Raw genomic sequence first — 14,549 nt, 5'->3', positions numbered from 1 at the left:
CGGAAGATCGCCGCGCGCGGTCCGTGCTGGCCGCTACCGCCGGACTGAGCGGCATTCTTAACGGTTGGTGAACGCCTCGCGGATAGCCTCTTCCATGCCGTCGATAGCCTCGCCGGAAGCGTTCGGGTTGCGCCGCAGCACCACGTTCGAGGAATGGATGTCGCCGAACCCGTCGGCGGTCGTAAGCTCGCGGCAGCCGGCCGGGATGTTGCTGCGCGAGATCGGCGCAATCGCCAGCCCGGAGGTGACGGCGAGCCGCAGGCCGCCATTGGTATCGCTGGTGTAGGCGACACGATAGGCGAGATCGCGCTGTTCCAGCGACTTTATCGCGAAATCCTTGCACCAACCGGCACGGTTGTAGAGCGCGATCGGCACCGGCCGCTCCTCATGCATGTGATGCAGCTCTGACGTCACCCATACGGTCGGGTCATGCATCAGCACCTCACCCCCCGACAGATCCTGCCATTCGAACACCACCGCCAGATCGAGCTCGCCAGCGGCGAGCGCCGCGATCTGCGCACCGGAATGCGCGTAGCGGACGGTGATGTCGACCTGAGGATGGCGCTTGGCAAAGGCGCCGAGCGCGCGCGACAGGATCGCGTGGCCATATTCCTCCGGGATACCGATGCGCACCGGCCCGCCAAGCGGCGCCGCGACCATCGATGCCGCCGTCTCGTCGAGCAGTGAAACGATGCGCCTGGCGTTGGCGATGAGCTCGCCGCCGCGCCGTGTCAGCGCCACACCGCGCGAGCCGCGCTCGAACAGGCTGTCGCCGATCATCCCTTCAAGCTTCTTCATCTGCATCGAGACCGCCGACTGGGTGCGGCCGGCCCGCTCCGCCGCCTTGGTGAAATTGCCACTGTCGGCGACCGCCACGAAGGTTCGCAACAGGTCGCTGTCGAGATTGGGTCGCATGTGCCCGCCATAAGAAAATCTGATTGCTGGCATCATTCCAATTCGTTTGCAACATGTCAAACGGCGGACGATAGTTCGCCTTACCCATTGGATATGCGGCCGCGAAATCGGCCGCGGACCAATCAAAAGTCCTCACTCGTACCCGCTGCCCGAAATGGCGGCGGGTTCTTTTTACCCGGATGCAGGCCTGCGTTCGGCCGCGCACGCGGGGACAGGAGCGCCTATGCAGAATCGGCTTGTGCTCGGCATCCTCAGCCTCTGTCTCGGCGTACTGGTCTTTTCGCTGCAGGACCCGCTGGTCAAGGCGGTGTCGAGCCACTATCCGGTCACCGAGGTGATGGCGATCCGCTCGATCGTCGCCTTGCCGATCCTGGTTTTCCTCGTCCACGCCGATGTCGGATTGCAGGCAATCCTGTCGAAGCGGTTCGGCATGCTGACGATGCGCGCCTTCATCCAGTTCACCTCCTACACGGCCTACTATCTGGCAATCGCCGCCCTGCCGCTGGCTGACGCGGTGGCGCTCTATTTCATGGCGCCGCTGTTCATCATGGCGCTGGCCGGCCCCTATCTCGGCGAACGCGTGTCCTGGCAGGCGCTCGCCACCGTCCTGGTCGGCATGCTCGGCGTGCTGGTGATGGTGCGCCCGGGCGCCGGCTTGTTCGACTGGGCAGCGCTGCTGTCGCTAGGTTCGGCTCTGCTCTACGGTTTCTCGCAGCTGATGGCGCGCAAGATCGGCGACACCGAATCCTCGACCGTCATGGCGTTCTATCAGAACGGCGCCTATCTGGTCGGCGCGGCCTTGGTGGCGGCATTGTTTTGGCTGGCAGGCATTGACCACGCCGTGCATCCGAGCCTCGAGTTCCTCGTCCGGCCATGGGCCTGGCCGGCGACGCCGGATCTCCTCAAGATGGGCGCATGCGGCTTCGTTGCCTCGGCCGGAATGATCCTGTTGTCGCAGGCCTACCGGCTGGCGCCCGCCAACAGCGTCGCCACCTTCGAATACACCGGTATCATCTGGTCGCCGCTATGGGGTTTTCTGTTCTTTGCCGAAATGCCGCGACCAGCGACGGCGGCCGGCGCAGCCCTCATCATCGGCGCCGGGCTTTTTGCGCTCAATGCCGGCCGGCGCCGGAGCGGCGCGCCAGCCATTGCGGCGACCTGCGACCCTGCCTGAAGGCGGTCGGCCTTGGGCCTTAGGCGAAGCAGGCGAGCGCCTGTTCGACGCGGGCGCGGATTTCAGCCAGCGCGAACGGTTTTTGCACGACGTCGTGAATAATGCCGTCCAATTCCTCGGCGCGCTCGCGTTGGTCGGCATAGCCGGTCATCAGCACGATCTTCACCGCCGGGAACAGCGCCGCTGCCGCCTTGGCCATCTCGATGCCGTCCATCTCCGGCATGCGGATGTCGGACAGCACAAGGTCGTAGCCCCCCTGCGCCGCCCCGATCAGAGAAAGACCGTGCGCGCCATCGACGGCAACAGTGACATTATGCCCGGCGCGTTCGAGCGCACGGGCGGCGAGGCTGCGGACGGATTCATCGTCCTCGACGATCAGGAGCTTTGCCATGGGCAGGATATTTGGCGAGGAAAAGTTGATGTTTCCTGAACCGCGAGCGGCGACAACCCAACTAGGCGTCGCCCTTGACGATGCCGACGAACGGCAATTCGCGAAACGCGTGGGCGACGTCCATGCCATAGCCGACGACGAAATAATCGGGGCAGTCGAAGCCGACATAGTCGGCGTTGAGCGTGGTCTGGCGGCGCATGCGCTTGTCGAGCAGCACGGCGATGGCACAGCTCCTGGCGCCGCGCGACAGCATGAGGTCGCGGGTGAAACTCAGCGTTTTGCCGGATTCCAGAATGTCGTCGATGAGAAGCACGTCGCGACCGGCGACCTCGTTGTCGATGTCGCGCAGCACCCTCACCTCACCGCTGGTCGTGCCGGCGCCATAGCTGGAGATGAAGATGAACTCGACCTCCGGCGACAGGCCGACATCGTGCATGGCACGGATAAGATCGGCGGCGAAGATGAATGATCCCTTCAGCACCGAGATTACCAGAAGGTCGTGGTAGTCGTGCCCGGCGATCTCCTTGGCAAGTTCCAGGTTCCGCCGCGCAATGGCGGACGCTGAAAACAGGACTTCGATGTCCTTGCCGCGCACAACTGGCATTGGCTGCCCTTCCAGAAATGATCGCCGTGTAGGCGAAGCCGACCGAAACGGTCTTCAACCCCGTTTCTAGGCATGTCGAGCCGGCTGGCAAGGCCAAATCTTTCGCAGGACGCCCGCGAACGGTCGGATGCCCCCAGCGCGTCGCGAATCGTTTACCTGGTGACCTGTTGTTTTCTGGCGCCGTTCTAACGAACCAGCGCATGGCCGCCCGACATCCAGAAGGCGGCAAAGGCGGCACCGACGCCGGCAATCCAGAAGATCGGCCCACCGTGCACCCACAACGGCCGTTCGACGGCGGTTTCGGGCTTGCGCAACATGCCCATGCCTTCGATCGAAGGCGTGGAAATCATGCGGGCAGGCGGCGGCGCAAAGTCTGGACGTGCAAAATGGCGGGGCAGCACCTCATAGTCGGCATCGATGACGTCGGCGGTCACGTCATGCCTGATGCGTTCCGGCTCGGCGGCCGGATCGGTCATGATTTCGCCGGAAACCGGGCGCGCGGTTCGATCCTCAGCCATCATGGCCTGACGCTACAGCCCTGTTCGCCGTTCGTTTCATTTGGGTAAACGGAAATGGTTAACGCTTCCCCACCGGAACCCCTGTGACTCGCTCGAAAAGCCGCCAAATTAACCGTCGGTTAACCATGCCGGCCGATGGTCTTACCACAGAAAGGGCTGGCATCTTGCCGCCAAGAATTTCAGGTCGTCGAAAGTGATCCGCTTCGAAAATGTCGGCCTCCGCTATGGCATGGGTCCGGAGATTCTCCGCGACATCTCCTTGCACATTCCGGAGCGCTCCTTTCAGTTCCTGAGCGGACCTTCAGGCGCCGGCAAGACGACGTTGCTGCGGCTTTTGTTCATGTCGCTGAAGCCGACGCGCGGCCTGATCACCATTTTCGGCAAGGACCGTTCGCGCATCTCGCGCACCGAATTGCCGCATCTGAGACGGCGCATCGGCGTGGTGTTCCAGGATTTTCGTCTGCTCGACCATATGACCACCTATGAGAACGTGGCCTTGCCGCTACGCGTACGCGGCCGCGAGGAAGCGACCTACCGCACCGACGTCACCGAGCTGCTGAAATGGGTCGGCCTCGGCGAGCGCATGCATGTGCTGCCGCCGGTGCTGTCTGGCGGCGAGAAGCAGCGCGCCGCCATCGCCCGCGCGTTGATCGAGCAGCCCGAGATCCTGCTCGCCGACGAGCCGACCGGCAATGTCGACCCGCCGCTGGCGCGACGCTTGCTGCGATTGTTCATCGAGCTCAACCGGCTGGGGACCGCCGTGGTGATCGCCACACACGACCTCGGCCTGATGGAACAGGTCGACGCACGGCGAATGATCCTGGCCGGCGGAAGGCTGGACATCTATGACTGAGCTCTCCGTCGAACATTTCGAGGGTCAGGACGCCGCGGCGGCAAAGCCCCGCGTCCAGCGCAAGATGGCGCCGATCGTGCCGGCGCAGAACATCGCCGGCCGGGCGCTGGTGCTGGTCATCGCCATCATGACGTTTCTGTCCTGCCTGACGTTTGGCGCAGTCACCCTGGTGCGTGACACCGCCTCCGTCTGGGAGAACCAGATCTCGCGCGAAGCGACCATCCAGATCAAGCCGGTCGACGGCCTCGACATGGAGGCCGCACTTGCGCTTGCCTCGCAGATCGCCGGCGAATTCCCTGGCGTGAAAAGCGCCAGGATCGTCGATCGCGAAGCAACGGCCCGACTGCTCGAGCCTTGGCTGGGCTCGGGCCTGAACATCGATGAGCTGCCGGTGCCGCGCCTGATCATCATCACCATTGACGAGAACAGTCCGCCCGATTTCGCCGCACTGCGTGCGGCAATCACGCCGAAGCTGCCGAGCGCCTCGCTCGACGATCATCGCACCTGGGTCGACCGGCTGGTTGCTATGGCCCGCACCACGGTAACGATCGGTATCGCAGTGCTGGCGCTGATGCTGTCTGCGACGGTGCTGACCGTTGTATTCGCGACGCGCGGCGCCATGGCGGGCAATGGCCACATCATCGAGGTGCTGCATTTCGTCGGCGCCGAGGCGCGCTTCATCGCGCGCGAATTCCGCCGGCATTTTCTGGTCACCGGCATGAAGGGCGCCGCGGCAGGCGGCGCCGCGGCGATCCTCGTCTTCATCGCCTTCTCCTGGTGGTCGTCACGCAATATGGCGACACCGCAGGCCGACCAGGCGACCGCCCTGTTCGGCAATTTCGCCATCGGCTCGGCGGGTTATCTCGGGGTCGCTGTCATGGTGCTGGTGATCGGCGCGCTGACGGCGGCAACCTCCCATTTTACCGTGGTTACCTATCTCAGCGACATCGATATTCGCCAGCCGGACGCCGGCTAAAGGAAAGATCGATCACGGATGAAAACGCATCGTCACGAAAATTGCATTTTTTTCCTACCAAAGGCCGTATTTCGGGATTAACCATTTCATGATGGACGTTCGGGACTCGACCGATACCGCTGGGTGCATGCCAGTGCTGGTTGCGCGTCCGCATGAATTCGCCGGGCCTGATGAATTTGCCAAGCCGGATCAATCCGCCAAACATCAATCCGCCAAACATGGGCGGCTGCTGGCAGCCCGCTCCTTGCGCCTCTCGGCTCTCCTTCTGCTCGCCCTTGTGGCGTTGTTTGTTGCCGGCTTCGGCTGGTTCGCCAATACCGTCAGCCATCTGACGACGCCCGCCAATCCGGCAAGGGCCGACGCTATCATCGTGCTGACCGGCGGCCAGTCGCGACTCGACGCTGCTATGGGCCTGCTTGCGTCAGGCAAGGGCGAGCGGCTGCTGATCAGCGGTGTCCATCCTTCCGCCAGCCGCCGCCAGCTTCAAGCCGCGACCGGCGGCGACAAGAGGCTGTTTTCATGCTGTGTCGACATCGACCGCGCTGCGCTCGACACGATCGGCAATGCCGAGGAAAGCGCCAAATGGGTCGAGGACCATGCCTACGGCACCGTCATTCTCGTCACCAACAATTATCACATGCCGCGCAGCCTGCTGGAAATGGGCCGGCTGCTGCACGGCGCAAGGCTCGAGCCCTATCCGGTGGTCAACACCAACCTCGAGAATGGCGGCTGGCTGACCAAGCCGGAAGCGCTGCGTGTACTGTTCACCGAATATAACAAATACCTGCTGGCGCTGGCGCGCGGCATCATGCCGGTGAAGCAAACCGAGAGCGTCGCGCTGGCCGACGCCGCAGGCGGAAGCTGAACGGCACCGGCACTTTTTATCCCCTGGCTCTTATCCCCTGGCTGCTGCATCCGATCGCAAGCGTGCGATCTCCTGTTCGAGCCGTTCGATGCGCTTGTCGCGTTCGCCCAGCGCCGCCGCCACGTCGGCCGCTTCGAAACGCTGCGGGATGTGCTGCGAACAATTTGAATCCCAAGCCGAAACCGTAAACAGGATAACCTGCTCGGGTCGCGCCCTATAGTCTTGCGGCATCAGCTTTGCCGTCAGCTCGGCATCGCCCTCGACGACTTGCGCTTTGCCCCAGATCTTGATGCGCTGCCGGTGCGCATAATCGATCAGAAACAGGAAAGCCTGTGGGTTGTCGCTGAGGTTGCCCTGGGTGATGAACTGCCTGTTGCCGGAAAAATCGGCAAAGCCGATCGTCCATTCGTCGAGCACCTTGAGGAAACCGGCAGGCCCGCCGCGATGCTGGATGTAAGGCTGCCCGTCCGCATTGGCGGTCGACAGAAAGACGCTGGTCTGCGCCTCGATGAAGGCGGCGAGATCGGGCGTGATTGCCGCCTGCCAGCCGCCACGCTCCTCGACACGGGCATAGGCCTGGCGCGAGCCCTTGCGGGCCTGGATCGCCTTCACCGTCGGGGTGAAGGCGACATCGCTGGTGTGAGCGTTCATGAAGATCTCCTTAGGCGCCGAGTGCGCTGCATTGTTCGCTTACGAGAATAGGGCCTTCCGTCTTCGAGATGCAGATGCCATATCTGCAACCTATCCTTCCGTTTTTCGGAAGGGCAAATTTTCGGTAGAGCTATGGATCGCCTCCAGTCCATGTCGCTTTTCGTTGCCGCGGCGGAGACAGGCAGCCTCTCGGCTGCCGGGCGTCGCTTCGGCATTCCGCTGACGACGGTCAGCCGCAAGGTTTCGGACCTGGAAAGGCACCTGAAGACACGGCTGTTGAACCGCTCGGCGCGGCAGCTGTCGCTGACCGATGCGGGCCACGCCTATCTCGCCGCCTGTCGTCGCATTCTCGATGAGATCGGCGAGGCCGAGCGAATGGCCGCCGGCGAATACAGCGCCCCGACCGGCGAACTGATCGTCACTGCGCCGATCGTCTTCGGCCGCCTGCATGTGCTGCCGGTCGTCACCGGCTTTCTCTCCGTCTATCCCGAGGTAAGTGTGCGGCTTACACTCGCCGACCGGATAACCCAGCTGGTCGAAGAGCACATCGACCTCGCCATCCGCATCGGCGAGCTTGCCGATTCGAGCCTGATCGCCACCCGCCTGGGTTCAATCCGCCGCGTCGTTTGCGCGAGCCCGGCCTATCTCGCCGAGCACGGCACACCGAAAACGCCGCAAGACCTTGCAGGACACAGTGCAATCACCTTCGAAGGGCTCACCGCCGCCAGTTGGAGCTTCGCCACCGGCAAGACTGAATTCAGCGTGCCGGTCCGCTCCAGGTTACGGGTCAACACGGCTGAGGCAGCAATCGATGCGGCGATTGCCGGCGTCGGCGTGACGAGGCTGCTTTCCTACCAGATCGCCCCCGCCGTCCGGTCGGGTACGCTGCGCCCGGTGTTGCAGGAGTTTGAGCCGGACCCATGGCCGGTGAGCCTCGTCCATGCCGGCCAGGGGCTTCTGCCGGTGAAGCTGCGTGCATTCCTCGACTTCGCCGCCCCGCGCCTGAGACAGCGCCTGCTGCAGGCGACGTGGCAAATGTGACGAAGACGGTCCATCGCAAGAGCGGCCGATCGCCCGCCTCGCAGCGTTTCCTTTTTGCCGGCGCTTGGTGTACCAACGCACACCTCCTCACCGGGCACTTGCTGTATGCTCTATTTCCGCTCGCTGGCGTTCAATCTCGCCTTCTACCTCAACTTGATCGTCCAGATGATCCTCTGGACTCCGTATTATTTCCTGTCGCCGCGCCATCGCGCCTGGTTTGTGCCGAAATTCTGGTCGCGCACCAGCATGTGGCTCTACGACAAGGTCGCCGGCACCAGAAGTGAGATCACCGGCCAGGAAAACCTGCCTGAAGGCTCCTTCATCCTGGCGCCGAAGCATCAGTCCTTCTGGGACACGATCGCTTTCCTGCCGTATCTCGACGATCCCGTTTACATATTGAAGCGGGAGCTGACCTGGATCCCGTTCTTCGGTTGGTACATCTTGAAGATGCGGATGATTCCGGTCGATCGCGGCAGCCGCTCGAAGGCATTGAAGATGGTGATCGCCGCGACCAAACAGGAATTGGCGCGCAATCCGCGCCAGCTCATCATCTATCCCGAGGGCACGCGCCGTGCGCCGGGTGACGAACCGGTCTACAAATACGGCATCGTCGAACTTTATGCGCAACTTGGCATTCCAGTGGTGCCCGTCGCTCACGTCGCCGGCCTCTATTGGCCGCGCCGCAAATTCCTGCGCTATCCCGGTACGATCAAGGCGCGCTTCCTGCCGCCGATTCCGCCGGGCCTCGGCAAGGAAGAATTCATGCACCGGCTGATCGGCGAGACGGAAGCCGCCTGCGACCAGCTCCTCGTCGAGGCGTCGCAGACGCCGAACCCGCCGCCGATGCCGCCGACGGCGGTGAAAAGGCTTGGTGAGCTGGACGCGAAACGTGAATTGAAAGGCTGAGACACCCCGCCGCGAACGCCAGAAGGGCTCACGGCAAGACAGCCAGGGCGGCTGTTGCAATCAGCGTCACGGCAAACACCAGATTGATGATCCGCGACGCCAGCGGTTTGCGCAGCAAACGTGCAAAAGCCGCGCCGGCGAGAAGCCACAAGAGATGAATGGCAACGATCATCAAGGCGAGGACCGCCAGCTTGGCTGAAATAGCAAGACCGCCGGTGCCGGAAGACGCGCCGGCAAACACGGCGGCAATCGCCACATAGGCTTTCGGATTGGCAACGGCCAGAAGGAACCCGCCAAGGAAAGTGGGAAGCGCTGCCCTACCGACGCGTGCCGCCAGTGGCGGCGCCGTCGCTATCTTGAACGCCAGATAGAGGATGTAGGCTGCCGAGGCGACCGCCAACAGCGCTGCGAGCTTCGGCAGCGCGGTGAGAACGGCCATGATGCCCGTCGCCACCACCAAAAGCACGAGGACCGTGCCGACAACGATTCCCGAGGCATAACGGAGCGAATCGCGCAGGCCGAACGCGGCGCCGATCGCGGTGACACTTATCGTCGCCGGCCCCGGGCTGCCCATAACGATGGCCGATGCCAGCACAAGCGCCAGCAATTGCTGCCATAGCTGCTGATCGAGAAGACCCTGTCCGGCCATGCGACGTCCCTGCATCCTGTGACGATGCAGGGACGGTAGGGCAAGGCAGCGGCGCCGGTCTTGAACGATCGTGCGCGGCTATGCGCTGCCCTTGTCGAGCTCGGCGATATCGTCCGGGCTGAGCTGCAACGACGCGGCCCGCACCAGGCTGTAGAGCTGGTCGAGCGTCGTCGCGCTGGCGATCGGAGCGGTGACGCCGGGCCGCGCCATCACCCAGGCCAGCGCCACTTCTGCCGGCTTGGCCGAATGTCTGGCCGACACGGCATCGAGCGCTGAGAGGATGCGCATGCCGCGCGTGTTGAGATAGCCTTTCACACCGCCACCGCGCGGGCTTTTGCCGAGGTCGGACTCGCTGCGGTACTTGCCGCTCAAAAATCCCTTGGCGAGGCTGAAATAGGTGATGACGCCAATGTCCTCGGCTACGCACAGATCGCGCAGCGGACCATCGAAGGACGAGCGGTCGTAGAGGTTGTATTCCGGCTGCAGCACGTCGTAGCGCGGCAGGCCGCGCAGGCTTGCTACGTCGAGTGCGGCGCGCAGTTGGGCGGCGTCGAGGTTGGAGGCACCGGCATAGCGGATTTTGCCCTTGTCGAGCAGTTTCTGATAAGCGCCGAGCGTTTCCTCATACGGCGTCGCCGGGTCGGGCCAATGCGACAGATAGAGATCGACGCTATCGACCTGCAGCCGCGTCAGGGAGGCGTCGATGGCCTTTTCGATATAGGCGGCGGAAAGGTCCCTCTTGCCCTGCCCCATGTCCGAACCGACCTTGGTGATGACGACGACCTTGTCGCGGTTGCCACGGCTCTTCATCCATCTGCCGATGATGGTTTCCGATTCGCCGCCCTGGTGGCCGGCAATCCAGCGCGAATAGGAATCCGCCGTGTCGATGGCGTTGAAACCGGCCTCAATGAAGGCATCGAGGAGGTCGAACGAGGTTTTCTCATCGGCGGTCCAGCCAAACACGTTGCCGCCCAGAACCAATGGCGCGATGGATAGGTCGGTGCGACCGAGACGACGTTTCTGCAAGACTGATCTCCATGGTGATTCATGCTGGGGCGGATGGGAGCCGCCGACCGGGCTAACCTATGTCGCGCCGTGGCAACGTCAAACGCATAGCCTCTTTGCCAACCCGCCGGCGCTTCACAAAGCCGCGACCCGCCGCGCCGTGTCCGGCTCAAGGCGCTGGTCCCGGATATCCAAACCAGCAGCCTCTGAAGAAACGATCTGGCAAATCTGGCACATAGATTGTCAAATCTGCCAATTCTGACTTTTGCCGGCCGACCGTAGGTTCCGCCGCGCCGACGCGGTCGGGCCGGGCCCAGACTGTTGGCCTGGGATCATTTGTTATGGAGAACGGCATGAAAGCAATCGTATTTGACGCCATCGGTTCGCCGCGCGACGTGCTCTACATGGACGACCTGCCGATGCCGCGCATCGGCGACGGCGAGGTGCTGGTCAGGATGGTCTCGGCTTCGATCAATCCGGGCGACTTCCTGTTTATCCAGAACCTCTATCCCGAACCGAAGAAGCCGCATTTTCCCCGGCAGATCGCGGGAAACCACGGTGCCGGCATCGTCGAAGCCGTTGGCGCGAACGTCTTGCTGGAACCGGGCACGCTTGTCGCGTTCAGCTATTATGGCAGCTGGGCCGAGTACGCGGCCATTCCCGCCGAATGGCTGATCCCGTTACCTGCGGACTATCCGGTCGAACGCGCCGGGCAGATGGTGAACCCCATTACCGCGTGGGATCTGCTGACGGATTCCCGTGTCCGGCCCGGGCAGTGGCTGGCTGTCACGGCCGGCTATTCGTCGATTTCAACAATGGTGATGCAGTTCGCCCAACGACGCGGCATCAACGTCATCGCGCTTGTGCGGCGCTCGCACCAGAGCTTCGACCTGAAGACGCTTGGCGCCTCTGCCATTCTTGACCTTTCGGACTTGAAGGCAAGTATCCGGGAAGCGGTGATGGATATCACCGGCGGCGCCGGATTGAACGGGATTGTCGACAATGTCGGCGGACCTGTCAGCGGCGAATTGATCCGCACCCTGGCGCTCGGCGGGCAGATGGTGATCAATGGCGGAATGAGTGCTGAGCGCTTCGAACTGCACAATTTCGATGTGCTGCTGAGCGGCGTCGAAATCAGGGCAAATATCTATCGCTACTTCTTTTCGCCGCCTGCCGAAGCCGACCGGCCTGTCCTACGCGAGATCATCGACATCTTTGGCCAGCCGGGCTTCCACGTTCCTGTCGGCGGTCTCCACGCGCTGACCGAGTTCAAGCTTGCGGTGGCAAACAGCCTGGATCGCGCCGATCTTGGTAAACAGATTTTCAGGATGTAGCCCGCGTCACGACACCGAAAACATCATGGTAACGCGATAAAAGGCGCTATGTCGTGATCCGTCTCGTCACGTCTTCCAGCCAATGATCGCTTATACCCAGTGCTTCGAGGTGCTCCAGCGTACTGAGCACGTAATCCTCATTCCTCCCCGACTGGCCGACGGCGCCGCGAACGACGGCCGCCGCCTCGGCCGGGTCGAGCGCACCGGCATATTGCTCATGGCTGCGGTCCACGACATAGGCGATGGCTTCGACCGTCCGGCTCCCATCCGTTTCACTCTTGTCGAGGCGAACACTGAGCACACGTTCGAGATAGACGTTGGTGACCAGCTCGCGTTCGCGCAGATAGGTGATGACCTCGTTGCGCAGCTCGCCTGGGACCCGGAACGCCAGCCCGATGCAGGAGCCGCCGCGGTCGAGTCCGAGCACCAGGCCCGGCCGTTCGCGCGTGCCGCGATGCACGAAAGAATAGACGCAGAGCGAACGGCGGTAGCCATGCAGGCGGGCACGCCGCGTCTCGACATGCGCGAATCCCGGCCGCCAGATCAGTGAGCCGTAGCCAAAAACCCAAAAATCGCCCATATCGCCAAGCCTGATTGTAACGAACCACTCCACCGGTGGTGTTTCAGTCCGTCTACCTGTTGTTGCCGCAAGCGACAGCCCGCCCGTGCCACCGCGTTAACGAAAGCCGCAGCATGACGTCAAGTGACGAGCGCCAGCCGCCCAGCCAGCGTCGCCGCCTGTTGTGGCTTGCCGCTTTCATTCTCGTGCTGTTCGGCATCTACAGCGCGGGCTGGTTCTACCTGGCGGATCTGGTCGAGAGCGCCGCCGACAAGGCGGTCGCCGATCTCGATGACAAGGGCGTCAAGGCCGACTGTGCCAATCTCGCGGTCAGCGGCTATCCCTTCAGCTTCACCCTTTCCTGCGACAGTCTGGCTTACGAGGACGACAGCCGCAACGTCGCGGCCTCGACAGGCAAGATCAACGCCGCCACCCAGATCACGCGGCTTCTGTCGCCTGCCGCCGAGCTTAGGGGGCCACTCAGGACCTCCGTTCCCGGCATGACCCCGCTCTGGATCGACTGGGATGATCTGCGGGCCGACATGAAGCTGTCCTGGCCGCTGCCGAGACGCCTCTCGCTGCAGGCAGAAGGCCTGTCCGGCCAGACCGATCCCGCAGACGATACCGATCCCGTCTCGCTGTTCAGCGCCGGAACTGCCAGCGGGCAATTGCGCCCAAACGGCCCGGACATCGACTATGCCGGCAATTTCACCGATCTCGAAATCGACGCGGCGGCCATCGACGGGCGCGTCTTGCCGCCGCTCGATGGCAGCGGCGATGTGACGCTGAAGAACGGCGTGATGCTGATCATGGCAAACCCGAAGAGCCTGCGCGGCCTCGCGGCCGAAATCCACGAGCTCGATCTGTCGTCCGGAACTGCGCGCATCACCGTTTCCGGACCGCTGTCGGTCGATGACGGCGGTCTCATAAATGCCGATCTGACGATCAAGCTCAATGATCCAAAGGCCGTGGCGGCGATCCTTGCCACCGCCATCCCCGAGCAGAAGAAAGAGATCCAAACCGGCTTTGCCGGACTGGCGCTGCTCGGCAACCAGCCGTCGATGCCGCTGAAGATCGTCAGGGGCAAGGCCTCGCTCGGCTTCATCCCGCTCGGCAAGATCAAGCCGCTTGACTAGGCGGTCGGGACTGCGATCGGCCTGCCGCGGCTTATCCCTTCGGCGGGTGTTCGACTGCCTGGCGACCGAAATCCGGTACGTCGATGTCCTGGCCGGCCTCGATGATCGAGCGGCGGACGGCGCGGGTGCGGGTGAACAGGTCGAACAGCTTTTCGCCGTCGCCCCAGCGGATCGCCCGCTGCAGCGAGGACAGATCTTCCGAGAATCGCGCCAGCATTTCGAGGATGGCATCCTTGTTGTGCAGGCAGACGTCACGCCACATGGTCGGGTCGGATGCGGCGAGACGGGTGAAGTCGCGAAAGCCGGAAGCCGAGTATTTGATGACCTCGGACTTGGTCACCGACTCCAGATCGTCGGCGGTACCGACGATGTTATAGGCGATGATGTGCGGCAGGTGCGAAACGATGGCCAGCGTCATGTCGTGATGCTGCGGGTCCATCGTGTCGATGTTGGAGCCGCAGCGGCGCCAGAATTCCGAGAGCCTTTCCAGTGCCGCGGGATCGGTGCCGGGCAGCGGCGTGAAGATGCACCAGCGGTTCTCGAACAGTTCGGCAAAACCCGCATCTGGTCCCGACTTTTCGGTGCCGGCCAAAGGATGGCCGGGAATGAAGTGCACGCCATCAGGCACATGCGGCTGCATCTGCGCGATCACCGATGCTTTGGTCGAGCCGACATCGGTGAGGATGGCGCCCTTCTTCAGCGCCGGCGCGATCTCCGCGGCGACGATACCCGAAGAGCCGACCGGCACCGAAACGACGACCAGATCGGCATCGCGAACCGCCTCTTTCGCATCCGTCGTGTAGGTGTCGCCGAGGGCGAGTAGGCTTGCCCGCGCCAGCGTCGCTTCGCTGCGCGTCGAAATCGCGACTTGGCCGGCGAGCCCCTCGCGGCGGATGACGCGGGCCAGCGACGAGCCGATCAGGCCGATGCCGACCAGCGCGATCTTTTCGAACATCGGTGAGGTCATGGTGT

The 14,549-nt window shown here is 63.1% G+C and carries 17 protein-coding genes; 8 read left to right on the top strand and 9 right to left on the bottom strand.

Annotation, left to right across the window (positions count from 1 at the left end):
* Nucleotides 1-57: 57 nt before the first annotated feature.
* Nucleotides 58-915 (bottom strand): LysR family transcriptional regulator, encoded by an 858-nt coding sequence (locus NKH42_RS08160; protein WP_352974028.1) that lies wholly within the window; start codon nucleotides 913-915, stop codon nucleotides 58-60.
* Between the two features lie 223 nt (nucleotides 916-1,138).
* On the opposite strand from NKH42_RS08160, the gene NKH42_RS08155 reads away from it, so the two are divergent.
* Nucleotides 1,139-2,089, top strand: a complete 951-nt coding sequence (locus NKH42_RS08155; RefSeq protein ID WP_352751160.1) for a DMT family transporter — start codon at nucleotides 1,139-1,141, stop codon at nucleotides 2,087-2,089.
* A gap of 19 nt (nucleotides 2,090-2,108) precedes the next feature.
* Here NKH42_RS08155 and NKH42_RS08150 read toward each other — a convergent pair whose 3' ends face one another.
* The 3 genes from NKH42_RS08150 to NKH42_RS08140 form a co-directional block, all read right to left on the bottom strand.
* A complete protein-coding gene (locus tag NKH42_RS08150) occupies nucleotides 2,109-2,480 on the bottom strand; it encodes a response regulator (protein ID WP_352751161.1) in 372 nt (123 codons plus the stop codon).
* Nucleotides 2,481-2,541: 61 nt separating this feature from the next.
* Nucleotides 2,542-3,084 carry a hypoxanthine phosphoribosyltransferase gene (gene hpt / locus NKH42_RS08145; protein ID WP_254816654.1) on the bottom strand — a complete coding sequence of 181 codons (543 nt, stop codon included), beginning with the start codon at nucleotides 3,082-3,084 and terminating at the stop codon, nucleotides 2,542-2,544.
* 185 nt (nucleotides 3,085-3,269) lie between these two features.
* Nucleotides 3,270-3,560: a hypothetical protein gene (locus tag NKH42_RS08140; RefSeq protein WP_352751162.1), complete on the bottom strand. Its 291-nt coding sequence runs from the start codon at nucleotides 3,558-3,560 to the stop codon at nucleotides 3,270-3,272.
* Between the two features lie 235 nt (nucleotides 3,561-3,795).
* Between NKH42_RS08140 and ftsE the strand changes: the two genes are divergently transcribed.
* From ftsE to NKH42_RS08125, 3 genes are all read left to right on the top strand, one after another.
* Nucleotides 3,796-4,455 carry a cell division ATP-binding protein FtsE gene (gene ftsE, locus NKH42_RS08135; protein WP_023677923.1) on the top strand — a complete coding sequence of 220 codons (660 nt, stop codon included), beginning with the start codon at nucleotides 3,796-3,798 and terminating at the stop codon, nucleotides 4,453-4,455.
* The gene (locus NKH42_RS08130; RefSeq protein WP_254816652.1) at nucleotides 4,448-5,431 is read left to right on the top strand and encodes a cell division protein FtsX; all 984 of its coding nucleotides are present in this window, start codon (nucleotides 4,448-4,450) and stop codon (nucleotides 5,429-5,431) included. Before ftsE ends, NKH42_RS08130 begins: the two co-directional genes overlap by 8 nt.
* Nucleotides 5,432-5,519: 88 nt before the next feature.
* Complete coding sequence (locus NKH42_RS08125) at nucleotides 5,520-6,296, top strand: YdcF family protein (protein ID WP_352751164.1); 777 nt, start codon at nucleotides 5,520-5,522, stop codon at nucleotides 6,294-6,296.
* A 30-nt stretch (nucleotides 6,297-6,326) separates the two neighbouring features.
* On the opposite strand, the gene NKH42_RS08120 is transcribed toward NKH42_RS08125, so the two are convergent.
* Entirely contained in the window at nucleotides 6,327-6,947 is a 621-nt protein-coding gene (locus NKH42_RS08120) for a pyridoxamine 5'-phosphate oxidase family protein (protein ID WP_352476270.1), read from the bottom strand.
* A 132-nt stretch (nucleotides 6,948-7,079) separates the two neighbouring features.
* Here NKH42_RS08120 and NKH42_RS08115 point away from each other — a divergent pair, with 132 nt between their 5' ends.
* Together NKH42_RS08115 and NKH42_RS08110 are read left to right on the top strand one after the other, a co-directional pair.
* Nucleotides 7,080-7,988, top strand: coding sequence for a LysR family transcriptional regulator (locus NKH42_RS08115; RefSeq protein ID WP_352505092.1), 909 nt, complete (start codon nucleotides 7,080-7,082; stop codon nucleotides 7,986-7,988).
* A gap of 105 nt (nucleotides 7,989-8,093) precedes the next feature.
* A complete protein-coding gene (locus NKH42_RS08110) occupies nucleotides 8,094-8,894 on the top strand; it encodes a lysophospholipid acyltransferase family protein (protein ID WP_352505091.1) in 801 nt (266 codons plus the stop codon).
* A 28-nt stretch (nucleotides 8,895-8,922) separates the two neighbouring features.
* Here the strand turns inward: NKH42_RS08110 and NKH42_RS08105 are convergent, their stop codons facing one another.
* Together NKH42_RS08105 and NKH42_RS08100 are read right to left on the bottom strand one after the other, a co-directional pair.
* A complete protein-coding gene (locus NKH42_RS08105; protein ID WP_352476268.1) occupies nucleotides 8,923-9,543 on the bottom strand; it encodes a LysE family translocator in 621 nt (206 codons plus the stop codon).
* A gap of 78 nt (nucleotides 9,544-9,621) precedes the next feature.
* Entirely contained in the window at nucleotides 9,622-10,569 is a 948-nt protein-coding gene (locus NKH42_RS08100) for an aldo/keto reductase (protein ID WP_352751167.1), read from the bottom strand.
* A gap of 332 nt (nucleotides 10,570-10,901) precedes the next feature.
* Here NKH42_RS08100 and NKH42_RS08095 point away from each other — a divergent pair, with 332 nt between their 5' ends.
* Nucleotides 10,902-11,882 carry a quinone oxidoreductase family protein gene (locus NKH42_RS08095; RefSeq protein ID WP_352751169.1) on the top strand — a complete coding sequence of 327 codons (981 nt, stop codon included), beginning with the start codon at nucleotides 10,902-10,904 and terminating at the stop codon, nucleotides 11,880-11,882.
* A gap of 46 nt (nucleotides 11,883-11,928) precedes the next feature.
* On the opposite strand, the gene NKH42_RS08090 is transcribed toward NKH42_RS08095, so the two are convergent.
* The gene (locus NKH42_RS08090; protein WP_352751171.1) at nucleotides 11,929-12,462 is read right to left on the bottom strand and encodes a gamma-glutamylcyclotransferase; all 534 of its coding nucleotides are present in this window, start codon (nucleotides 12,460-12,462) and stop codon (nucleotides 11,929-11,931) included.
* Between the two features lie 113 nt (nucleotides 12,463-12,575).
* Here NKH42_RS08090 and NKH42_RS08085 point away from each other — a divergent pair, with 113 nt between their 5' ends.
* The gene (locus tag NKH42_RS08085; RefSeq protein WP_352751172.1) at nucleotides 12,576-13,577 is read left to right on the top strand and encodes a DUF2125 domain-containing protein; all 1,002 of its coding nucleotides are present in this window, start codon (nucleotides 12,576-12,578) and stop codon (nucleotides 13,575-13,577) included.
* 31 nt (nucleotides 13,578-13,608) lie between these two features.
* Here NKH42_RS08085 and NKH42_RS08080 read toward each other — a convergent pair whose 3' ends face one another.
* The gene (locus tag NKH42_RS08080; protein WP_254816642.1) at nucleotides 13,609-14,544 is read right to left on the bottom strand and encodes a prephenate/arogenate dehydrogenase family protein; all 936 of its coding nucleotides are present in this window, start codon (nucleotides 14,542-14,544) and stop codon (nucleotides 13,609-13,611) included.
* Nucleotides 14,545-14,549: the final 5 nt, after the last annotated feature.

It is taken from the genome of Mesorhizobium sp. M1142 (assembly GCF_040318565.1).
Taxonomy (GTDB): Bacteria; Pseudomonadota; Alphaproteobacteria; order Rhizobiales; family Rhizobiaceae; genus Mesorhizobium.
This window is presented reverse-complemented; position numbering and strand designations above follow the sequence as displayed.